Below are 22,087 nucleotides of genomic sequence, written 5' to 3'. Positions count from 1 at the left end.
ATCCTAAAAAATAACAGCATCTGACAGCAAAACGCTCTCCCATACTGAGGAAAAGCGCTTTCATTTATTTAAACATCAGCGGTCATAACGCGTTCGTTACTTAAAGATCAGATCATAGGCGCCTTCATGATAAAGATGATTAATCTGCGAGTTATCAAACACCGAGATACCGAAGTTGTAGGTTTTACTCAGGTCACTGAACTGCACATCCTGAATCTCAGCCTTGTCACCACTGGTCACCAGAGACCGTTTAATCTCGATCGTCCACTTGCCATCCTTCCACTCACCTTTTGACCAGATATCGCCCCGTGAACCGGTGAACGCTTCAGCCATGATGCCCGGTAGCTGATCACCCGGTTTAAAGGTATCCACAAACGGGGTTTTCTGTGACGGTGTAATGGTATAACCATCAACACTGCCCTGAGTTCGATTCATAAAGGCAGGCCCGGTTTTCTCAGCATTAACGTTATCAACATAGCCACCGCCGGTTTTAGTGTCGCCATGCCGGCCCCAGTTACTATTGACTGCAGGATCATTTACGCTGTCGACATACTGATCATCAATCAGCCCCAATGGATTCATACGGACACTTTTCCAGTGCCACATATCGATCGTCTGACCTTCGCGGGTATATTTACGCCCCGGGGCTTTGCCCTTCTGATCAAACCCATTAATTTTACCGTCATCATCCTGCATATGGCAGGCAACATCACAACCTTTCTTGGCAAATCCCCGGGCATTTATATCCCAGAAAAGCGCCAGCTTATCTTCATAGTACACATTATCGTGGCCGGTCTGATCCTTATCTTTCAACTGCTTCCAGCTACCATCGGCTTGTTTTTCCCAGGGGTGACGGGCCAGACTTTTAGTCGGATCATCATACTGAATCAGAAAATAGATGAAGTTCTCATCGTGAAGAGACTTCAACTTCACGCTGGTGCTGGTCATACCGCCATAGTTGTCGGCTTTATAGGGCATATTATCGAGCCGTATACTCAGTGCTGAGGCGTTATCCCAGGCAGTTTCTGCCATGCCATCCAGGGTAATCGTCGTATCGGTTTTGACGCTGGTCAGCGTCTCATTTGCAGCCTGTACCGCGCCGCTTAACATCGTACTTAATACACCGCTCAGGATGACCAATGAACTAACATAACCGCCAACCGGCGTTTTAGTGAAACTTTGCATATATGGGTCCTCAAGCTGAGAAAATCCGACGAACTCCTTCCCTGTTCTTTTTTTATTTCATCCTTGTCCTGTATATCTAAGCGCATAAACACGCAAAACGCGACTATCCCAGAGAAATGAGTCACATATTAACTGCGCCGCCTTTCGCTCAACCAAAGCAACGGATGCCCATCCCCACCGCAGTCACTCGTTAATCGCCATTTGTTAATCACCATCCAGACGGGAGCTAAAAGCCAATCAGTAACACCTACTTTTTGTCCGTCTTCATCAGCCGCGGATGCGGGTACAATGGCGCCCCTTATTCAATCAACCCTGTTTTACTACACCAAAGGCTCCGGATTTACGTTCCGACCGGCTGAGGAGAACCCATGTCACAGACGATTGTCTGCGCGATGTATAAATTTGTCGCACTTGAAGATTTTGCAACCCTGCGTGAACCGCTACACAAAGTCATGCTCGATAACGACGTACGCGGCACCCTGCTACTCGCCAGCGAAGGGATTAACGGCACCGTCGCCGCCAGCCGTGCAGGGATTGATGCCCTGCTAAACTGGTTGCAAAGTGATCCCCGGCTGGCCGATATCGTCTATAAAGAATCGATAGATGACAGCAACCCCTTCCACCGCACTAAGGTAAAGCTGAAAAAAGAGATCGTCACCATGGGCGTAGAGGGGATCGACCCGAAACGGGTGGTCGGCACCTATGTTAAACCCCAGGACTGGAACGCGCTGATCTCAGACCCGGAGGTGGTTCTGGTGGATACCCGTAATGATTACGAGGTTCAGGTGGGCACCTTTAAAGGAGCGCTTAACCCGAACACCGAGACCTTCCGCGAGTTTCCTCAGTATGTGAAAGAGCATCTCGATCCAGAGAAAAACCGTAAAGTGGCGATGTTCTGCACCGGCGGTATCCGCTGTGAAAAATCCACCGCCTACCTGAAAGAGCAGGGTTTTGATGAGGTCTATCACCTGGAGGGAGGTATCCTCAAGTATCTCGAAGAGGTACCCCAGGACAATTCGCTATGGGAAGGAGAATGCTTTGTGTTTGATAACCGGGTGACGGTGAATCATCAGCTAGAGAAAGGCAGCTACGATCAGTGTCACGCCTGCCGCCTGCCCCTGACGGCTGAGCAGATGCAGAGCGAACAATATCAGGCGGGTATCAGCTGCCCGAACTGCTATGACCGCCTCAGCGATGAACAGCGCGAGCGTTTTATTGAACGGCAGAAACAGATGCAACTGGCAGAGCAGCGCGGTGAAGCTCACCTGGGCGCCGATGCCAATGATACCAGCAGTAAACGCCGTGAACTGAAACTGCAGGAACGTCTGGCGCAGCAGGAAAAGAGTTGAATTCTTGAGTAAAGGAGGCTCTGCCTGTGCAGATCCTCCTTTAACCCGTCCTACTAGTCATCAAAGCGATAACCGATGCCATGCACCGTGGTGATGATGCGCGGCGCTCTGGCATTCCGTTCAATCGCCTTGCGCAGTTTGGATATATGCTGATCCAGTGTACGGCTATTGGCAAAATAGTCCCGTCCCCAGCAGTGGTTGAACAGCGCATCACGGTCCACCACCTTGCCTTTCAGTTCAAATAACAGCCGCAGAATTTTCACATCCCTCAGGCTTAACTCAATCACCTGATCACCCCGTAACGCGCGAAACTCAGAGGGTTTGATCTGCAGGTCATCCATAACAAAACTATCATCTTCAGCTATATTCGCTCGCGGACGCAGAGTGCGTCGTGTCACCGCTCGTATCCGGGCGATCACTTCACGACTGCCAAAGGGTTTTTTGATGTAATCATCAGCGCCTAATTCAAGCCCCAACACCTGATCGATCTCTTCCGATTTTGCGCTGATAAAGATCACCGGCAGCACTTCACTATGCTGACGAATACGTCGACACACCGCATAGCCATCCTGCTTTGGCATCATGATATCCAGCAGCACCAGATCCGGAAGATGCTGCTGATATAACCCCCAGGCCTCATCACCATCCGCCGCCGCTATACACTCATACCCTTCAGACTCCAGCAAGGTCGTCAGTCCCTGGCGGATATGCAGATCATCTTCAGCAATTAACAGTTTCATATCCCTTCCTGTCTAATAATCGGGCTTGTTGTCCAGCTCTTCAGCGGAGATAACAACGGGGGTTACCAGCGTCAGTAAAAAGCTGGAGCCAGACGCCTCTGACGAGGGACACGACTCCACAGCCAGATCGCCTCGATGCGCCCGAGCCAGGTCACGCGCCAACCCCAACCCGATACCGGTACCACTGACGCCGTCTGTCAGTTTCTCACTGCCACGGTAAAAAGGCTCAAACACTTTGTCTGCGTCATTCATCGGGATACCGGGGCCATAGTCCCGCACCCGGATATAACTCTGCAAACAACCCGACCGCTCCTCTTGCCAGCTACTGATATCAACGAAACGCCCCTCTGAAGCATATTTTTCACAGTTGCTCAGCAGATTATTCAGAATCTGCTCCAGCGCTTCACCGTCAAAATAACATAGTTGCTTAGCTTCAGCGGTAAAGCGGATACTTAATGCCCGCGCACTTAAGACCGGCGTAAACAGTTCCACCACCTGACCAATACAGTTATCGATAACCCCTTGCTGATATCTGACACTGACACCCTCACGTTTCGATCGTGAAAAACTCAGCACATTCTCAATCAGTCGGGACAACCGCCCCGCCTCACTGCTGATCACCCCCAGATAACGTTGCGCTACCGGCTCATCCTCGGGCAGTTCCTGCTCTAACATCTCGGTATATAAACGCACATTCGTCAGCGGTGTTTTCAGTTCATGAGACACCTGATTGACAAAATTAACCCGTTGTTCCGCCAGCCTCAGTTCGCGGTTATGTTCGCGATACAACAGGTAAGCCAGCGTCGATAAACCCGCAGCCAGCAACACTAACAAAACGATCAGTCCCAGCCATCCAGTGATGGCCACCGGTAGCTCAGAGGTATAGTAGGCCAGATGCCAGCTCGCCAAAGGGTGACTCAACGGTACTGTTTGCAAGGGTTTCTGCCCACTCTCAGCGACCTGTCCGCCGCCCCAGCTATAGGCAATTTCGCCCCGGTCATTCACCAGACGGATCTCGCTATCCATCTGCGGCGCGATCGACACATCCGCCGCGACACCGGCAACCGTGCTGGACGGCAGCAGATCGATCAGGTCCGATAACAACCGCGCGGAGTTCAGTGCAAAACCCACGGTATTGCCGTCACTATCCTGCAACCAGAAAATCTGTTGCAACCCCACTTCAGCGTACCAGGCAATCCAGCCATGGGGTGGTTCCGGCGCGTTCAGCCCGGCAGACTCAGATAACCCCTGCACGGCAACATCCGAGCTGTAGCGGTTTTTTTGCGCCACCGGACTACTGAGTCTGGCGCTCTTTAATGTGTCATTACTCCCCCCGGAATATCTCTGGTTTATCCCGCCTACCGGATCCGGTGTCGGCATAGTAAAACGCTCAGGTTCACGCAGCAGATTACGGGTGAGCGCGACAAACTCCTGCTCCTGATGATTCAACGGCTGGTCTGATGGAGGAAACAGACGCTCGCCGCTGGGCGATAGTACAAAGACCTGCTTTACTGCAGCCGACTGCTGGATAAACCGGCGCACCGTTTCAACCCGGTATTGCCCTGCAGTTTCCTGCTGCAATATTTCTGTCTGGCGAATAAAAAGCTGCTGCAAGCGGAAAAAATGTTCCTGAAACTGAGCATCAATACTCTGCAACCGTTCAGTAGCCAGATTACTTAACTGGTGAGCGACAACCTGCTGCTGGTCCAGCTGCAAGCGCACGCCAAACCAGGCCAGCAATAACAGCGGCACAGCGATAATAACGGCGAGTAATAGGGGTGTTCGTCTGTTCACAGATCCTTCCGGTGGTGTGAGCGGGGATTAAACGCTGACGTTCAATCCCCAGGTCACTCTGTTGCTATACGTGTATTAATACGCCTGCTGGGTGGCACGCTTATACTGTCGTGCCTTCAGCTCTTTACGTTGTTTATTCCAGTCCTGCTCAAGCTCCAGAGAGTCGGCATCCTGCAGAGCTTCCGCTTCCTGTTTCTGCAACTTGGGTGAGTTCAGCGACTCCGCCTGAGAACCCAGATAGGATGCACTATCCTGAAGGATCTTTTTAGCTCCTTCCAGATCACCGCTATCCCGTGCTTTAATCGCATCACGACTATATTCATTAGCCACCTGCTCAACCGCCGCTTCCAGTGTTTTATCATCCCGGGCGGCCTTCACTTCCTGCTTTGAACCACTGAAACGGGCGATACTCTGGCCGGATAACTGCTCCTCGCTCTGGGTGAACAGATTATCGTAGTGCACCTGCACCGCCACCAGTTCAAGCTCCGTTTCAGCCTGCTGTTGCGGAACTTCGACCTCAAGAATAACGAACTTTTCCTGCTCGCTATACAACTGATTCAGGCGGGTTGTCACCCGGTCGCCAATAATCTCGCTCTCACGTCCCAACAGCCGAATCGGCTTTACACCGTTGCGACAACGAATCTCAATATTGACCCCCTGGGCCACCACGGAGAGTACATCACCAAACTCATACTGAAATACAGACGCCAGATCTTCAGCGTTTTCGACAAACGCGTGATTACCATCGCTGTAACCCGCCAAACGGGTCATCAGGTCTTCGTTATAACCAAGGCCCAGACCTATCGTGGTGACACTGATCCCCTCTTTCGCCAGCGAAGCCCCCAGCTCCCCCAGTTCAGACGCCGACTGCGGGCCAACATTGGCCAAACCGTCGGAGAGCAAAATAACCCGGTTTACCCGGTTCCGGCTGAGAAACGTGCGCAGTTCATTTGCCCCTTTACTCACGCCGGCAAACAGCGCGGTATTGCCATCCGCCTGAATATTACGGATCGCAGCATAAATAGCCTGTTGGTTATGCACTTCGGTCGCTGGCACCACCACCTGCACCTGTGAATCGTAACTCACCACCGAGACGGTATCCCGCTCATCAAGTCGCTTAATCGCCATGATAGCGGCTTCGCGGGCATACTGAATTTTATCGCCGCCCATGGAGCCCGACTTATCCAATACAATCGCCACATTGGCCGGTATCCGGGCTTGTTTATCCTGCTGTTTAAAGCCTTCCAGCGATACTTTAATAAACGCCCGGTGACTTTGCCCGGCTTCCATCACCGGAGTGGCCAGATTAATATTCAGATTCACCTGATTCGCCTGGGCCAGCAGCGGCAACAGGCTCAGTAAAAACAATCCGAATGATTGCAACGTTCGTCTTAGCATATAGTTGTCAGATTGAGAGTTCATGATCATATTCCTGAGTTGAGAGTATAGTGGAGCCCTTCCACCGTTGTATTGACTCTACGCTCAGTCAGACAGAGAAAAGTCAGATCAGGTTATCGATTTTGTAAGAAATTTGTAAAATCCAAACCCTTTATTGTAAGAACTCTTTAATCGAGCCTCATCAAGCAAGCATCAGGTCTGATGACACAACTCGATCCAGCGTTCGATCCCCGCACTGCGATACTTATGTTTGTTGATCACCAAATACAGCTGGCGACTGAAATCACGTCCGGCGACCCGCAAGGGCACCAGGGTTTCCAGCTCAAACGACTCTTGTAACGCGATCCGCGATAAACAGCCGATTCCCAACCCCTGCGCCACCGTCTGTTTAATCCCCTCTGCGTGCTCAAGTTCCAGCAACACATTCAGGTTGGGCAATAAACCATGCAGCGCCCAGTCAAACGCCTGCCGGGTGCCGGAGCCCTGCTCACGCAATATCCACCGCGCCGAGAGCAGATCGGTATCACTCAGCTGAAGTTTCTGCGTCAGCGGATGACCCGGGGCACAGAACACCTCCAGCCGGTCACTCAGCCAGGGAATCACCTCCAGATCAGGGTGTTGCACCTCACCTTCCACCAGTCCGATATCCAGATCAAAATTGACCAGCCGGGCGGCGATGGCCGAGGTGTTGGCCACCTGAAGGTCCAGCTTAGCCCGGGGTTGCTCGTCCAGGTAACGGGCGATCAGCCCCACCGCCAGATAGTTGCCGATGGTCATGGTGGCACCGATCTTCAACTGCCCCACCGCCTCATGCTGCGCCATATCCTGTTCCAGACTGCGGGCCCGTTCTAACAACGCTTCCGCCCGGGGACGCAGCAATCGCCCCAGCTCATTGATCTTCAGCCGCTTACCCACCCTGTCAAACAACTGGATATCAAACTGTGACTCAAGATCACGCAATGCCCCACTGGCCGCCGATTGCGACATCGACAAACTCTCCGCCGCGCGGGAGATATTGTCGAAATGGGCGACCGCCAGAAACACCTCTAACTGCCGTAAGCTATACTTCATAACCTGTTTTTCCGATAACTGTTACCATAATAATCGTCTTTAACAATATAGCAGAGCGATCTACTATGCACTCAGGAAATAGATAACCCCTTTTTTATAACCTGAATCAACAGTGTTATCAGTCGAATAAGTGTGAGGTAGGTCCATGTCAAACATCGGTCGTGAAGAGGTGCTCAGCGTACATCACTGGAACGATACTCTGTTCAGTTTTACCACCAGCAGAGACCCCGGCTTCCGTTTCAAAAACGGTCACTTCACCATGATCGGTCTGGAACATGAAGGCCGCCCATTGATGCGCGCTTATAGCATTGCCAGCGCCAATCACGAAGATCAGCTGGAATTCTTCAGCATCAAGGTCCAGGACGGCCCGCTGACCTCTAAACTGCAGAGCATTCAGGTCGGCGACCAGATTCTCATCAGCCGCAAGCCCACTGGCACCCTGATCAATGATCATCTGCTGCCAGGCAAGCATCTCTACCTGATCAGCACCGGCACCGGCCTGGCGCCGTTTATGAGCATCATTAAAGATCCGGAAATTTATGAACAATATGACAAAGTGATTCTCACCCACGGGGTTCGTCAGCTGTCAGAGCTGGCCTATGCCGATGTGATTCAGGAGCACCTGCCCAGCAACGAATACTTCGGTGATATGGTCAGCGACAAGCTGCTGTACTACCCCACCGTCACCCGCGAACCGTTCCGCAATCAGGGCCGGCTGACCGACCTGATCGCCACCGGCAAACTCACCCGGGATCTGGGCCTGCCCGACCTGAGCCTTGAGAATGACCGGTTTATGATCTGCGGCAGCCCCAGTATGCTCAAAGACACCACCCGCCTGCTGGATCAAATGGGCTTTGAAGAAGCCCGCCACGGCGATGCGGGACACTATGTGATTGAACGGGCCTTTGTCGAACGTTGAAATCAGGGCTTTGTCGCAGCCTCCTGCTTGAATGAAGAGGCTGTGACGCAACGATTTCAAAGATATTTCACTAATCGCATTGACCGGCCGAAAACGAGACGTATAATACGCTCCACGTTTGTGCCAGTGTGATGGAATTGGTAGACATAGGGGATTCAAAATCCCCCGCCCTTAAAAGCGTGCCGGTTCGAGTCCGGCCACTGGTACCAAAGTTTTACAAACGCCCCGTATAACGCGCCCTATGGCGTTCCAGCGAATCATTATTATCAATAGTGTCAGACCTTAGTGTCAGTTTCCGGCACTCAGCAGTTAATTAAAGTTTTAAAATTGCGTCGTCAAACTAACTCTTGAAGCACCAAGGGCTTATCATGTCATAAAGCTCTGCAACATGGTGATTCAATTCATCACTATCTGACATTTCAGCTATTTCGCAGAAGGTCAAAAACAGAATCATCGCGGAAAACTGGATTGTTTCTTCTTCTTGCTGTGGGTTGTGATGCGGCTGAATAGTGACACCATCATATCTTCTTGTTACTTGTAACTGCCCCCCATGGGTATAGCTATTAAAAGCACTCCATGTTTCAGCCCTAATATCAGTCAGAGTACTCGGCCACTTTCTAGTTGCTTCGACCGCTTTAACCATAGCGGCAAACGTAAGACGCTTGCTGCTACCTTCGAGTTGAATCTTGTCTTTCTCTATAAAAGTTTCGAATTCCTTCTCTGTCGCACAATGTAATAGCCAACTTGCCCTAATATAAGTTTCGAATAAGATCCTCAACAAAGCAAAACCCGAAGCGCTGCAGTGTCCTTCAAACAAGAGACAGATGCCTTTCGCGTGCTCATTAGCTACATCATACAGCGCACCAGCAACCGCACTTCTTTGACTACCGGCAGAAGCGAACTCATGAACCTTGGGATCAATAAACGCGAGCATTTTTCTATAATTAAGTAATAAGTTCATAATTTTAAAGTACACCTTCAGAAAACCGTTTTAGGACTCTACTCACAGCAGCCCTAGTCCATAAACACCCTCGTTGGGTAGCGATCTCTTGTTCATTCAACCAGACTGATAGCTCACCCAAGCTCGACCGCCCTTCTACACGCGCTCTCTGAATTTCACTCATCACCAGTGAAGCATGCTTCTCAGCCTTCTCAGAGCGAGCGGTACGCGCCTTCAGCGTCACATCACCGGTACGGACTGCTCGCGCCTCTGCCAACCTAGGATTACCCAACGTCACGCCTCTCGCTTTAGCAGCCTTTAAAGCCGCTTTAGTACGGATCGATATAGCCTTCCTCTCAGCCTGAGCCATCACTGACATCATCTGAACCATCGTCTCATTAGCCTCTGGCATATCACAAGCGACAAAAGGAACTCCGGAGTCTTGAAGCTGAGCGATAAAGCCAACAGAGCGAGACAGACGATCTAGCTTAGCAATCACTAAACGCCCACGAATCAACTGGCATCGTTCAATAGCCGCCAGCAACTCAGGTCGGTCATTATTGCCACCGGATTCAATTTCGGTGTATTCAGCACTAACAGCCTGCCCAGTCATTGCAGCGTAAGCTTCTACGTCATGACGCTGAGCTTCAAGACCCAGACCACTTTTACCCTGTCTCGATGTAGAAACCCTGTAATATGCGATCAACTTATCGTTATTCATCCCTGGCCCCCGGAGTGTGTATCAAACTGTTAAACGAACATTTAACGTAACGATACAGCATCACCTTCAGAAATGCGGGCTTTTTTCAGCCTACCATTAGGAGCGCATCTCTGAGTTTTATATCACCTTTTCCAAGTTGGTGGTAAAGACACGTTCCTGCTTCTTTCAACCAAGCCTGACTACTAACTATGTGATAGTTGCCAACAGGCCTGTAAATGTCATTCCGGTTTAGTAATATTAATCCGGCATCCTGACATCTACGTTTTTCTAGCCGCTCAATGTCAGAGCCAATATCGTTTGAGTATCGAACCTGAAATAATCCAGCACATACAAGCTGTCGCTCTTGTCCAGCTTCAAGCGCCACATTAGTGCGAGTTTCCAGATCAGAGTTATCGTACTGCAGCACCTTCCCAGATACTCGACTAGCCAGACGAGCTGCAGAACCGGTACCAACATAAACGGCTGCATCCTTTTGAAACTCAATCCGGTAGAGGAACTTTATATGGCCGCACAGGCTTCCCTGGCCGATTAGCCACCGACGAAGCAACTCTTCAAGAAAACGCACCTGTGCTGTCACAGCTACCTTTAAACCTGCCTGATAAAGTGAATTCATCTTCGTATCTCCATTATCAACTCATGGAGCACGATAGCTAAAGATGACAAAAAAACAATTAAGTAATCAGTTACTTACCGACTTTACCCTGACAGCAAAGCTGCTACAACAAGGTTCAGAGCCCCTCTACATCCATGCCGTGCTCAGCCAACCACTGCTTACGTTCTTCATAGTCTGGCATGGCTCGCTCAAGACGAAGCCAGAACTCAGCAGAATGATTCGGCTCATGAAGATGAACCAGTTCATGCACTACAACATACTCAGCAATGCGTGCCGGAAGCAAAATAGTTTTCCAGTGAAAGTAAAGACGACCGCCCTTACCACATGACCCCCAGCGATAACCGAGATCTTGTACGTTGATACCTGAGGGGTTTACCTCAAGGCGTTGAGCAAAGTCCTGTACACGCTGCCAGAGCCACTTTTTTCCTCGCCCGCTATACCACCGGATAAAGTGCTTACGCGCTTCAGGGAGCGCTTCACTGTGCAGATGAAAGCGCCCATTTACCCACTTTAGTGGTTCTGTCTGGAGGTCAACTAAATTCAACCGATGATGGCGGCCAAGATAGAGAAAGCCCTCTCCCTGAACGTATTTCTTATGGCGCACCTGCTTATTCATAAGCGCTTTTTCGGCGAGTTTCTTGTAGACCCATAACTGCTTACTCCGCACGAAAGACTCTAGCACATCGGCACTGACGCCCACCGGAGAACTTAGCGACAGCGAGCTGTCTCGTTCAACAGTTAGTTGGAGCGTTTTGCGCCTGGTGCTTTCGCGCACAGGAATTTCAAGGTCATCAACTTGCAGGATCATACCCGCTCCAGTTTGTAGCTATTTGCCTTTGCAAGATCTCGCAGCTTATCCACCAATGGCTCGATCTGGTCGAACTCCAGTAACTCGCTTTCATATATGCGCTCGAATAGCTCCTGTTCCAGAGCCTCCTGCATAGGGCGGCGGTGGGGCTCCCAGAAGCTTGACGTCTTCACCTCTCTGGTGATGTACTCCACCAGATGTTCGGTAAGCTGAATAAGATCGGCTTCAGTGGCAAGATCAGGCTTACTATCGCCACACTTAATAGCCCGCAGCATCCGATAAAATGGAAGGTAATGCTCAGGAACATCCGGCATTCCTTCCTCGTGAACGGTGCTGCCACTATTAACTTCATCAATAATGGTCTGCAGCGCTGCAATTAGCTCATCCCACTGGCCCGACATACCCTCCAGAATATCTTTCAGACGCTCGCTGAGCTTACGATAATAAACCGGATCCTCGTCCAACTTCTGCTGCACATGGCTACGTATTGCGTGCTCCATCTCCGACGCCACCGCTTTCTTACCTTTTTCTGGGTCCGCATTATAGGAGGCCGCCAGTTCTTTAACCTGATTCAGTTGATCGGCGAATGTGGCATCAGTCAGATTAACCGGTGCGATTTTAGGATCAATCCCTAACGAGATCACATGGTCGTCGATCAACTTGCGCACTTTGGCACCGATGTCTTTACCCAGCACTACACTATCGCGGTATCGGCGGCGAGCACTGGCGTATATCATCGCCAACTGTTTGGCATCCGGGGTGAATGGCAAAGCCTCTGGGCGGGGCAATACCAAATCCAGGCTCTGCATAAATGCTTTTACCTTGACCCCGAACTCCTGACGAACACGTTCACTGTCCAGCGCCTGGACACAGGATTCCAGATCGGACAGGTCTTCAATACCTCGCGCCCTTAATACATCCACAGCACGCATATGTCGATCACGCAGCGCCGGGATCTCATCTTTCAGGCTACGCAGAGCCCCATCCACATCGTCATCGCTATAAGCAGCCAGCGCCGCTTTGAGATGATTGGCAACACCGAAATAGTCCACCACGATGCCTGCTGACTTACCAAAGCCAGTGCGGTTCACACGAGCAATGGTTTGCAACAGTTCTGCCTCACGAATAGAGCGGTCGAGATACATCACTCCCTCGATAGGCGCATCGAAGCCAGTTAACAACATAGATTTAACTATCAGAAACGCCAGAGGGTCCGTTTTCTTCTGGTCACCCAATAAAGGTTTTTTAAACCGGGCAATGGCGTTATCTTGTTCAGAACGATCTGTATGCTCAGTCCACTCCGCGCCATCGTTGTTGCTGCTGGATATGATGGTGGCAAACTCCAGCTTGGAAAGAGTTTCACGGTAACGCCAAGCCTGGATCAGCGCTTGCATCTTAGGCGATTTGCGACACAGCTGCTCATCATCTAGCCCTTTAAGTTCTGAGCTGAGGTGATCTGCCTCATCCAATAGATCATCGCGTGCCTTCTCAAAAGCCCCCTTGTAACGCACAGCAGCGAGACGACTGTATGCTACTACCTGAGCCTTGAAGCCGTTGGGAAGGATATTAGTAATGTAGTGACGCAACATATCCCGCGCTTTGTCATCAATCAGCTGCGGGGCTTCCAACACGTTGCCCTTGGTGGCGTACTTCTTCTTGATCTCCTCCAGCTCTTCAGCGCTCTTATCAGCGAAGAAATCTTCGAAAAGCTCATCAAGGCTGCTGCCATCTTTAACCGCGCCCTGTGCCGTACGCCCCTCGTAAAGGACCGGCACAGTAGCCCCGTCAGCCTCTGCCTCGCGGATAGTGTACTTGTCGATAAACTCACCGAAGATTTCATGGGTGCGCTTCTTCTCACCCATAATGATCGGGGTACCGGTAAAGCCTATCCGGGCGCAGTTAGGAATCCCAGCCAGCAGGTTGGCGTGAAGATCTCCCGCCTGAGTCCGATGTGCCTCGTCCACCATCACCAAAATGTCCTTACTTGCGTTCAGTAGCTCGAAGTCACCGAGCTTAGCCGCCTGCCCTTGAGGTGAAGGGTCGCGATACTTCTGGATCATGGCAAATACCAATCCCGGCCCATCCTGACGCAGGATGTTCTTCAGCGCGGAGCTATTGTTAGCAACTTGTACCGATTCACCAGTCAGAGTGGCAGTACCTGAAAGCTGGTTTTGAAGGTCGGTACGGTCAGTAACCACAACCACTTTGAAGCGACGAAGATCTGGGTCAGTACGCATACAGCGAACCATAAAAACCATAGTCAGCGACTTACCGGAACCCTGTGTATGCCAGACGATACCTCCACGACGATCATACTCACCATCCTGGGAGCGAGTCTCACCACGTTTGAGGCGATCAATCGCTTTAACCACTCCACGATACTGCTGATACCGGCACACCAGTTTTATCGTCTGCCCGCCGGTGTTCATAAACAGGGTGAAGTGGCGAATGATGTCCAGTAGATTGGCTTTATCGAGCATCCCAGCCACCGTACGCTGTTGCGGCGAGAGCACAGCCACACCCAATCGCTCAGCAACCTCTTTTTCGGTCTGTGTCGGTGCCTCACAGCTAGCAACGGTTTTCCAGGGTAGATAATGATCTGTACCCGCACCAATGGTACCCACAAGGCACTCATCGAAGCAGGTAGCCAGCAGGAACTGATTGGTTTGGAACAGTGCCGGAGCACCTTCGTTATCGCTCACTTCACCATTGGCGAAGCGCTGATTGGAGTAGCGGCGTAACTGATCTATCGACTCAACCATTGGCTCGGCTACAGTGGGGCTCTTACACTCGATCACCACTACCGGGATACCGTTCATCAACAACACCAGATCAGGAATGATGTGCTGCTTGGTACTGTCATGCCCCGGCGGACACTTAACCTTGAATTGGTTGATGACAGTAAACTGATTATTAGCCGGCGTATCCCAGTCGATGTAATGGATGGTGCGGGAACGTCCACCATCCCAGTCTGTTAATCCATCAACCACAAAGCCTTCAGTGAGCAGCTCTGTGGCGATCTGATTGGCTTCCATCAGACGCGGCGCGGCAATACGATTCAAGGCTGACACTGCGCTACTGATCCGTTCCTCATCCAACCACTCTACGCGGGAGCCATTCGCCATATGGCGGGTATTGATACTTTTAAGCCGCTCGCGCAACACACTGCTCTGCAGCACCTCGGCAAAGCTGGTGCGACCGGTGACGGCAGGATCATCCAGATCACCTGCCGCATAGGTCCAGCCCATGGCCACCAACTGGTCGATCAGCGGTTTTTCGCTTAGTTTGTATTCGGGGCCCATCCTTGTCCTCCTTACCCTTGGGGTTAGCTCGACAGCTGTTGCTTGGTCATTTTATTAACACGCACTTTGCCAGTAAGCAGGTCATCCATTAAGCCAAATTTCTGTTGCTTCAACTTCGTCAGATTTGACTCGTTTTCTTTGATTAATGCCTCATGACTGCTAATGACTGTATCAATCCTTTCTTGCTCTTTTAGGGGGGGAATGGGAAAGAACAGTTCTTTTAAAGGGGCTATCGATAGTTCAGCACGGGTCGTACCAACTTGAGACAATTCAAGCGTCTTTTGCCCTAAGGGCGAACGTAGCAAGAAACACAAAAAATTAGAACTCACACCAGCCGAAGGTCGAATTTTGGCAATATCCCGGCTGATATTACCCTCAAAATGATTCGGCACCACTCCAATGCGTCCAATCGTAGCCTTCACTGATATAAGCACATCACCACCTTTAACCCGACTTCTAGTATATCCCGCATCGATTGAATGAGCTGTTCGGTGGATGTTCGTCGAGTAGTCGCCAAGCAAGTCTCTTATTGCTAAAACAGGAACCCCATCTGCCACATATCCAAAGACCTGAACTATTCCGTAGCAAATTGGTGTTGAGCTGATTTCTTGAAGTGTTCGCGCGTCCCACTCTTTCGGAATTTCACCCAGTGGAGACTCCTTGTAAAGCTCCGGCGCTTGCTCATAGGGCGGGCGCAGTTGCCCACTGGCATCAATACCTCGGGTCAGCAGGTCACGCAGAAGGCCCTGCTTCACTTGCTGCAACTTGGCGACAATAGCCTCGGTCTGACGGATTTGGATCTCGAGTTGTTGCCCAATTTCAGAAATTAGAGCCCGTTCTTCTTTCGGGGGAAGCAATAAGGTGGTATTTAACAATGCCGTATTCGTAAAGTTAACCTGCGACTCAGCCATGCCTGTGCTGCGATCATCCAAATATTTCTGGGGTTCGGCCTGCGATAGCAAACCTGCAATCACATCCGATTCACAATACTCTGCCTTAAGTCGAAGCCCTATCATTTTTCCAGAGACGATCAATCGAGGCTGGGTAGCGGGCACATGAACGACCACACCCACACGATGACGCGGACCCGCTTTGGTAACGAGCACATCCCCAGCTTTAACTTCGAGATGTTTCTGCCCCCAGTAGCTCTGAGGCAAAGTCTTATGGGCAAATTCATTAAAGCCTGACCATGTAACAGCGGTGGTCTTAAATACCCCCCATTCTGATTCAGTCTGGATATTCCTTTCCTCACAGGTTGGGCTAGGCCCTGAGAAGTGAGTATCGATTAAGTCTTTAACCGAAACCACTTGCCAGCCAGACGGAACTTTTTCAAACATACCCTAGATCTCCCAGATACCCAGTCAGCTTCTGCGCCGCTCTGTCTCGCGCCTGTTCGATCTCGGTCAGCGTCACCTGGTACTTGTCCCACCACTTTTCCACCGCCTCAATCACCAATTGGCGCTGGGCACTAATATAGCGCTCAACGATGATCTGCATATCGCTATGAAGGATGGTTAGAAGCAGTTCGGCGGCCTGGACGTTATCCAGCGCATCCACCGTCGCATTAAGCTGAGCAGGCAACTCAGCCAGCTGCGCCTTGATCTGTTTGGTTAACGCAGTACGCTCTTTCTTCCACGCCTTGATCTCTTTTTCGAGTGTGACAATCTCTGCCTCGCTCAGGGGCTCAGCGTCGCTCTCCTCATCCTCATCGGACTCTTTGGGTAACTTCTCCTCGGCGGTCTTGATCTGGCTCTCCAGCTCGGCCTTGTCGCGCTCCAGCGCCTGCAGTGTGTCGATAAAGTCAGCCAGCAGGAACTTAACCAGCTTGTGCTCTAGCGGGTCGTCTTTGCTGGTGCTGTCGTCGATAGCGGTGATGATGCTGGTGCGCCAGGCGTCGATCACGCCAAAAGTGTCGCGAGCCATCAGGGTCTGAAAGTCATAACGCTGGGCGTACCAAAACCCGGCAATCATGCCGCTGATCTGAAAGTCGTCCAGCATCCCCACCGGTTGCAGGGCGACGTTGAAACTGTCGATCAGCTCAGCCCGCAACTTGGCATAAGCCTTGTGCTCAGCCAGCGCGGTAATGCTCTGGCTATGAGCACACCACCAGTTCTCAAAGGCATCGCGCAGTGCCTGCTCCTGGGCGGTGACGCCTGCGTTCTGCTCTATAGCGGGCTTGATCGCTACCTTTTGGTCGATGCTCTCACGGAACACCTGATAGCCGGGATCATCTTGCTTGGATTCAAATAGATCGTGAGAGTCCAGACCTTGAGCTTGGAACAGCGTCAGCTTGTCATCAAGCTCAGCCTGAGGGATACCGCCTAACAAATGAGCACGCACATCATGGGGCTCTGGTGGTGGCGCGTTATCGGCGTAGCGACGAATATTGAGGTTGTAGCCATTCTCACGCAGCGTCTCGCTGCTGACGATGCTGGCGAAGCCCGGGATATCTTTCCCTTCGCCACTGGCGAATGCCTCGTAGGTGGCTGCGATCTTCTCGATATGTTCGGGCATCAGGTAGTTCTGCGCCCGGCCCTCGAAGTATTCACGGTCCGCATTGATGAACAGTACCTTGCCCTGATTAACAGGCAGTTTGCTACTGACCTGATGGGCTCCTTCACTGCCACGCTGTCGCAACACCAGAATACAGGCAGGGATACCGGTACCATAGAACAGGTTTTGTGGCAGGCCAATTACCGCTTCCAGCAAGTCATCCTCGATGATTCCTGCACGGATGCGCTGCTCATCACCTCCCCTGAATAGCACTCCATGAGGCAGTACAGTGGCAACCATGCCACCCGGTGCGCACACCGCCAGCATGTGCTGCAGGAACATCAGATCCGCCTTCTTGGAACCAAGCGGCACCTCACCGTAGTTAAAGCGTTCACTGCGGAACAGGGGCTGGAATACCTCTTGTCCCGACTCATCTTTGTCCTTGCTGCCGAAGTTGATAGAGAACGGTGGATTAGTGAGGATACGGTCGAAGCGCACCAGTTCGCCCCCCTGCACATGCCGGGGCTTCTCCAGTGTGTCATCGTTCTGCAGGTTGGCAGTGGTGATGCCATGCAATAGCATATTCATCTTAGCGATGGACCAGACAGTACCTGCCGCTTCCTGACCGTAGCAGTCGAGCCTGTAACCTTCACCTCCATGCTCGTCGATATACTCTTTAGAAGCGATCAGCATACCGCCAGAGCCACAACAGGGGTCATACACCTTATGGTGCTGCTCAGGCTTGAGCAGTCGTACCATCATCCGCACCACAGAACGGGGCGTATAGAACTCACCACCTTTCTTACCGGCAGAGTCGGCAAAGTCGCCAATCAGATATTCGTAGGCTGCACCCAGCAGATCAGGAAACTCGAAATCCTGATCTCGAAGCCGGTGCTTGTTGAAGTGATTGATCAGCGCCCGGAGTTTAATGTCTGGCAGCTTGCTCTGGCCCACCTTGCGGTTGAAATCAATGTGCTCCAGCACATCCTGCAGACTGGTATTACCCTGCTCCAGACCGCCCAGGGCTTCGTTGAGGTGATCACCCACATGCTTATGCGCTTCTTTGACCAGGAAATCCCACCGGGAGCTTCCGGGCACGTAAAAACTGGTTTTGTACCAGAGCTTTGATTCGGCAACCTGCTCTGCCTCTTCAGGTGATTTACCTTTGGCAATCTGCTCTCTGATCACCTGTTCGCGCCGTTCCTCAAACACATCTGAGCACCGTTTCAGGAACAGCATCCCGAATATATATTCTTTAAATTCAGAAGCGTCCATCTTGCCGCGAAGGATGTCGGCAGCGTTAAAGAGGTGACGTTCAAGTTGGTTAAGCGTTAATGGCATGTCAATCCTTGTTAACAAGCGTCCTGAAACGATTATGGCTGCGTGCCTGTATCGTTCTCCGGTGTCATGTGTGTTACTTGGTTCGTAGCGAAACTATACCTGCAATCTTATACCTCGGTCACTTCTTTCTATCCCATCCCAGCCACTGTCAGTTGATTAAGAGTTGATGACATGTTGTCGTTTGTTTGTCCTATGTGTGTCAAAAAACGATCATTTCTGGTTCAGGAGATTTCCGGCCCAGTGATCATGAGGGTTCAAGGATGAAAGAGGCTACTATAAGGGTAAATTTCTGAAACTCGTCAGGCAGGAACAACCGACCCTGATCCGTGAGATTTCTTATACTTGGAAGGGTGCCTATGTTTAAAAAAACCGAAAAAACCGACAACATATGACAAACAAAAAACAACATTGAGTGTGTGGTTCGCTGCGCACTACTTGTATAAGGGCACATAGAACCGTGGGTGGGCTGAAAGGATTCATCCGGGTCACTAAAGTGGTTGTCACCTATAACATTCACAGACGGCATAGGGAGCAGTAGACGATCAACCTTTATCTATCCCTCTAACGCCCTGAGAAGCCCTGTATTCGACGCGGAGAACAAACCCCACAAGAGGTCAATTATTCCGGCGTTCGCACACCAGAGCCCCCTGATCGCGAACCTCGCTCGTTAACAGGGTAGATTCTGGAACCGATCACGAAAATAGTCCAAAATCAGGGTGGTCTGCATAGCCTTCTGGATTCAGGTCTCCAGAACTGTGGGGCCGATTTTTGACTGGATCGGCGAGCTTTGACTCTGATTCCTGGTGACGCCCGATCAAATTAGTAACGGCGTTTCGACTCCACGGTGCTCCCCGGGGTGTTGGCACACCACGTTCATTTAAAGCCTTAGCGATCTGGTTCGGATTCATACCTTGCTCAATAAGAGGTTCGATCAAAGGAAAGGTCTCTCGCATGAATGTATCAGCACCCGACTTTACGGCAGCAGCAGCACGTTTCTGGACTGCAGCAATGTCCGGATTGCCCATTCCTTCGTCGCGAACTCGTTTTCTGTCATAGGCGATCTGCTGACTATTCAGCTTTTTCTGACGTTCTCGGTCAGTCTTGTTCAAATAAGAGATAGCACGCTCAGGGCTGATCGTATCGTTATACTCTGCTTCGATGATCGTTATGCCGGAATCAATGATCTCCTTTAAAACGGCCACCGACCTTGTGAGACGATCAACACGTGTGACTACGATTGGCCTCTGCTCTTCAATTGCACGCTGCACGATGTCTCTGAGAGCCCCTGCACGAGCTAACTGCCTCTGACGGAGACCAGACGCTACTTCCATGTAACGATCATTAGAATTAATCTGGTAGCCATGAGAGCCTGCAAACTGATCAATAATCTCAAATTGAGACTCTGGTGAGGAACCTTCTGTACTCTGTTTTTTAGTAGATACCCGAACATAAGCTAAGGGTGTTTTTGTGTTTGTCATATGATAATAATCTAGATTAGGAACTATTGATTATTATCATCCAGATTCAGACCTTTAAAGTCAAACTGACTTGTCCGACGATCCTCTATGTAGCACTCTGATAAGGCTACCTTCCTCGCTTGGCATGCCATTCAGCAACACGCCTTTTAAAGTCATCCCAGCTTACGTGAGACAGATCGAGGCCGAGATACTCTAGTCTCTCGATATTTTGTTTCAGCACCTCTGGACTGTACCTACCTTCATAGATCTCATGAGTGTCGCCACCACCGATAGAATGCCCTACAAGCGCCTTACGAACCTCTCTCGGCACGTCTGTTACATTTTGTAATCGCTGAATGAAGAGTTTCCGGAAACTGTGATAACAGTACCCCTGGCCTTTCTCATACTTGATACTCTTGCGTAACGTGTCCCCGAACCACTTTGTTGCCGCATAACCATAGCGATTTTTCGGATTTTCATTGCTGAGATCTGGGAACAACCGCGTCTCTTTGCTGTCCCGTAACTCATCAACAAAGTCCAAGAGGCCTATCCGAATCAACTCACTATGAATTGGCACCTCTCGATGTGATGAAGCAGTCTTTATATTGACCTTCTTTCCAGTACCTTCATCATCAACCGACGATATGCGAAGCATATGGATACCATCGTTCTCAACAATATCTTGAAGGTGAAGCTGGCAGATCTCCTCCAATCGAGCACCTGAATACATGCCAATCAAGGGCAACCAGAACTTATAAGGCGAGACCGTTTTCAGACGCGTAGGGAGAGGGCCTGTAAAAAGGTAACAACCAATAAGGTTGTTCAAGTGGTCATCCGTGAAGGGAATAAATGTGCCACCAGTAGAATTCTTAGCAGTAGCAACATATTTTCTCTTCAACGGCCCTGACAGGTCTTCTGTAAGAAAGTCTGCTGATTCATGTGCCCACTTCAGAAGCATCCGCACCGCCTCTATTTTCTTGCCAATAGTGCGGTCACTCATTCTCTTCAGCCCATCTATTTCGGTCTTATCAACCAGCTCCTGAAACGACATTTCCGCCAGCCCCTTATTCAGATAGTACCTAGACGGAATCATCGGAACGGACTCCCTGAAATTACGTACATCCGCCCGAGTTAGCTGCTTTATAGGCCGGTCTCCAACGAATTTACGAAACAACTCCAAAGAGCCAATCAGGTCAGTCAGTGAGTTCTCATCGATTCCACCTTTCTTATCACGAATGAATACGTCAATCATTTCATCGACTGACTGGCTTCCTTGCTGACACTCAGGATAAGTACGAAGGTAATCCGCATTCTGAACAGCATCTTTATGCTCCTGACTCATCTGAGCCCAAGCAGTTTGAAGCTCGATGTAAGCCTGCGTCTCTTCTTGAAGATCCTTGCCTTCAATCTTCATCTCATTACCAAACGGATCAATTGCTGTAATCAACGACAGGTAATACTCTTTAGCTCTACACCCTTGCAATTCAAACTCTCCTATCAGCCGATCAATCTCGACAACAAACCTGCGACTTCTCAGCCGCGCCTGATGTCGCTCTTTTGTCCTGAGCGATTTACGCAAATCTCGCCGTATTCCCGGTAGATGAGTACGAATACGAGAAGGAATAACATACCGCACATAGTATGTCCCATGCGAGTCTTTGTAGGTGAAAGGAATACCCATTTTCAGCTCCTGGTGTCAGAGCTGAGTGTCAGACTTGAAACGTCTTAACCTATTGATTTGATGGTAACAAGCGCCTCAGAAGGCTTCTGAGCGTGTTTAGTACCAGTTCCGGCCACTGGTACCACGAACAAATAAAAAAGGGTCCTGCATTGTAGGGCCCTTTTTTATTTGTTCTTGAATCGTCGGACGAGAACCGGAGGTTCGACAAAGAGTTTCCAGGAAACTCTTTGGACAAGCCGCTTGCGGCGCAGCCCCAAAGGGGTTGTTGCAGCCAA

Annotated in this window: 16 protein-coding genes and 1 tRNA gene; 3 read left to right on the top strand and 14 right to left on the bottom strand. The window is 50.6% G+C overall.

What is annotated here, in order from left to right; translation table 11 throughout:
• Positions 1-96: 96 nt before the first annotated feature.
• Positions 97-1,185, bottom strand: a complete 1,089-nt coding sequence (locus Q0499_RS14610; RefSeq protein WP_299200495.1) for an ethylbenzene dehydrogenase-related protein — start codon at positions 1,183-1,185, stop codon at positions 97-99.
• A gap of 368 nt (positions 1,186-1,553) precedes the next feature.
• Here Q0499_RS14610 and Q0499_RS14605 point away from each other — a divergent pair, with 368 nt between their 5' ends.
• On the top strand, positions 1,554-2,534 hold the full coding sequence (locus tag Q0499_RS14605) for a rhodanese-related sulfurtransferase (RefSeq protein ID WP_299200494.1): 981 nt from the start codon (positions 1,554-1,556) through the stop codon (positions 2,532-2,534).
• Positions 2,535-2,587: 53 nt separating this feature from the next.
• Here the strand turns inward: Q0499_RS14605 and Q0499_RS14600 are convergent, their stop codons facing one another.
• From Q0499_RS14600 to Q0499_RS14585, 4 genes are all read right to left on the bottom strand, one after another.
• Positions 2,588-3,274: a response regulator transcription factor gene (locus tag Q0499_RS14600; protein WP_299200493.1), complete on the bottom strand. Its 687-nt coding sequence runs from the start codon at positions 3,272-3,274 to the stop codon at positions 2,588-2,590.
• A gap of 12 nt (positions 3,275-3,286) precedes the next feature.
• Positions 3,287-5,068 (bottom strand): HAMP domain-containing sensor histidine kinase, encoded by a 1,782-nt coding sequence (locus Q0499_RS14595; RefSeq protein WP_299200492.1) that lies wholly within the window; start codon positions 5,066-5,068, stop codon positions 3,287-3,289.
• Positions 5,069-5,143: 75 nt separating this feature from the next.
• Positions 5,144-6,490 carry a VWA domain-containing protein gene (locus tag Q0499_RS14590; RefSeq protein WP_299200491.1) on the bottom strand — a complete coding sequence of 449 codons (1,347 nt, stop codon included), beginning with the start codon at positions 6,488-6,490 and terminating at the stop codon, positions 5,144-5,146.
• 168 nt (positions 6,491-6,658) lie between these two features.
• Positions 6,659-7,537 (bottom strand): LysR family transcriptional regulator, encoded by an 879-nt coding sequence (locus Q0499_RS14585; protein ID WP_299200490.1) that lies wholly within the window; start codon positions 7,535-7,537, stop codon positions 6,659-6,661.
• A 145-nt stretch (positions 7,538-7,682) separates the two neighbouring features.
• Between Q0499_RS14585 and Q0499_RS14580 the strand changes: the two genes are divergently transcribed.
• Both Q0499_RS14580 and Q0499_RS14575 read left to right on the top strand, forming a co-directional pair.
• Positions 7,683-8,456 (top strand): ferredoxin--NADP reductase, encoded by a 774-nt coding sequence (locus tag Q0499_RS14580; RefSeq protein WP_299200489.1) that lies wholly within the window; start codon positions 7,683-7,685, stop codon positions 8,454-8,456.
• A gap of 122 nt (positions 8,457-8,578) precedes the next feature.
• Positions 8,579-8,665 (top strand) — tRNA-Leu (locus tag Q0499_RS14575).
• Between the two features lie 131 nt (positions 8,666-8,796).
• Here the strand turns inward: Q0499_RS14575 and Q0499_RS14570 are convergent.
• The 9 genes from Q0499_RS14570 to Q0499_RS14530 all read right to left on the bottom strand — a co-directional run bounded on the left by Q0499_RS14570 (position 8,797) and on the right by Q0499_RS14530 (position 21,812).
• Positions 8,797-9,417, bottom strand: a complete 621-nt coding sequence (locus Q0499_RS14570) for a DUF5677 domain-containing protein (RefSeq protein ID WP_299200487.1) — start codon at positions 9,415-9,417, stop codon at positions 8,797-8,799.
• A 4-nt stretch (positions 9,418-9,421) separates the two neighbouring features.
• On the bottom strand, positions 9,422-10,117 hold the full coding sequence (locus Q0499_RS14565) for a recombinase family protein (RefSeq protein WP_299200485.1): 696 nt from the start codon (positions 10,115-10,117) through the stop codon (positions 9,422-9,424).
• Positions 10,118-10,202: 85 nt separating this feature from the next.
• A complete protein-coding gene (locus Q0499_RS14560; RefSeq protein ID WP_299200483.1) occupies positions 10,203-10,730 on the bottom strand; it encodes a hypothetical protein in 528 nt (175 codons plus the stop codon).
• A gap of 115 nt (positions 10,731-10,845) precedes the next feature.
• The gene (locus Q0499_RS14555) at positions 10,846-11,538 is read right to left on the bottom strand and encodes a SprT family zinc-dependent metalloprotease (protein WP_299200481.1); all 693 of its coding nucleotides are present in this window, start codon (positions 11,536-11,538) and stop codon (positions 10,846-10,848) included.
• On the bottom strand, positions 11,535-14,840 hold the full coding sequence (locus Q0499_RS14550) for an HsdR family type I site-specific deoxyribonuclease (RefSeq protein WP_299200479.1): 3,306 nt from the start codon (positions 14,838-14,840) through the stop codon (positions 11,535-11,537). The genes Q0499_RS14555 and Q0499_RS14550 overlap by 4 nt, the downstream gene beginning before the upstream one ends.
• A gap of 23 nt (positions 14,841-14,863) precedes the next feature.
• Entirely contained in the window at positions 14,864-16,177 is a 1,314-nt protein-coding gene (locus Q0499_RS14545; RefSeq protein ID WP_299200477.1) for a restriction endonuclease subunit S, read from the bottom strand.
• Positions 16,170-18,674: an N-6 DNA methylase gene (locus Q0499_RS14540; RefSeq protein WP_299200476.1), complete on the bottom strand. Its 2,505-nt coding sequence runs from the start codon at positions 18,672-18,674 to the stop codon at positions 16,170-16,172. Before Q0499_RS14540 ends, Q0499_RS14545 begins: the two co-directional genes overlap by 8 nt.
• Positions 18,675-19,366: 692 nt before the next feature.
• Complete coding sequence (locus tag Q0499_RS14535) at positions 19,367-20,152, bottom strand: recombinase family protein (protein WP_299200475.1); 786 nt, start codon at positions 20,150-20,152, stop codon at positions 19,367-19,369.
• A 106-nt stretch (positions 20,153-20,258) separates the two neighbouring features.
• Positions 20,259-21,812, bottom strand: coding sequence for a site-specific integrase (locus Q0499_RS14530; protein WP_299200474.1), 1,554 nt, complete (start codon positions 21,810-21,812; stop codon positions 20,259-20,261).
• Positions 21,813-22,087 lie beyond the last annotated feature (275 nt).

Origin of the sequence: uncultured Amphritea sp., assembly GCF_937127095.1 — a bacterium.
Lineage (GTDB): Bacteria > Pseudomonadota > Gammaproteobacteria > Pseudomonadales > Balneatricaceae > Amphritea.
This window is presented reverse-complemented; position numbering and strand designations above follow the sequence as displayed.

Bases quoted from the DNA above. Each gene is read 5' to 3' on its own strand.
- Q0499_RS14610 (WP_299200495.1), bottom strand. From the start codon at position 1,185: ATGCAAAGTTTCACTAAAACGCCGGTTGGCGGTTATGTTAGTTCATTG.
- Q0499_RS14605 (WP_299200494.1), top strand. From the start codon at position 1,554: ATGTCACAGACGATTGTCTGCGCGATGTATAAATTTGTCGCACTTGAA.
- Q0499_RS14600 (WP_299200493.1), bottom strand. From the start codon at position 3,274: ATGAAACTGTTAATTGCTGAAGATGATCTGCATATCCGCCAGGGACTG.
- Q0499_RS14590 (WP_299200491.1), bottom strand. From the start codon at position 6,490: ATGAACTCTCAATCTGACAACTATATGCTAAGACGAACGTTGCAATCA.
- Q0499_RS14585 (WP_299200490.1), bottom strand. From the start codon at position 7,537: ATGAAGTATAGCTTACGGCAGTTAGAGGTGTTTCTGGCGGTCGCCCAT.
- Q0499_RS14580 (WP_299200489.1), top strand. From the start codon at position 7,683: ATGTCAAACATCGGTCGTGAAGAGGTGCTCAGCGTACATCACTGGAAC.
- Q0499_RS14570 (WP_299200487.1), bottom strand. From the start codon at position 9,417: ATGAACTTATTACTTAATTATAGAAAAATGCTCGCGTTTATTGATCCC.
- Q0499_RS14565 (WP_299200485.1), bottom strand. From the start codon at position 10,117: ATGAATAACGATAAGTTGATCGCATATTACAGGGTTTCTACATCGAGA.
- Q0499_RS14560 (WP_299200483.1), bottom strand. From the start codon at position 10,730: ATGAATTCACTTTATCAGGCAGGTTTAAAGGTAGCTGTGACAGCACAG.
- Q0499_RS14555 (WP_299200481.1), bottom strand. From the start codon at position 11,538: ATGATCCTGCAAGTTGATGACCTTGAAATTCCTGTGCGCGAAAGCACC.
- Q0499_RS14550 (WP_299200479.1), bottom strand. From the start codon at position 14,840: ATGGGCCCCGAATACAAACTAAGCGAAAAACCGCTGATCGACCAGTTG.
- Q0499_RS14545 (WP_299200477.1), bottom strand. From the start codon at position 16,177: ATGTTTGAAAAAGTTCCGTCTGGCTGGCAAGTGGTTTCGGTTAAAGAC.
- Q0499_RS14540 (WP_299200476.1), bottom strand. From the start codon at position 18,674: ATGCCATTAACGCTTAACCAACTTGAACGTCACCTCTTTAACGCTGCC.
- Q0499_RS14535 (WP_299200475.1), bottom strand. From the start codon at position 20,152: ATGACAAACACAAAAACACCCTTAGCTTATGTTCGGGTATCTACTAAA.
- Q0499_RS14530 (WP_299200474.1), bottom strand. From the start codon at position 21,812: ATGGGTATTCCTTTCACCTACAAAGACTCGCATGGGACATACTATGTG.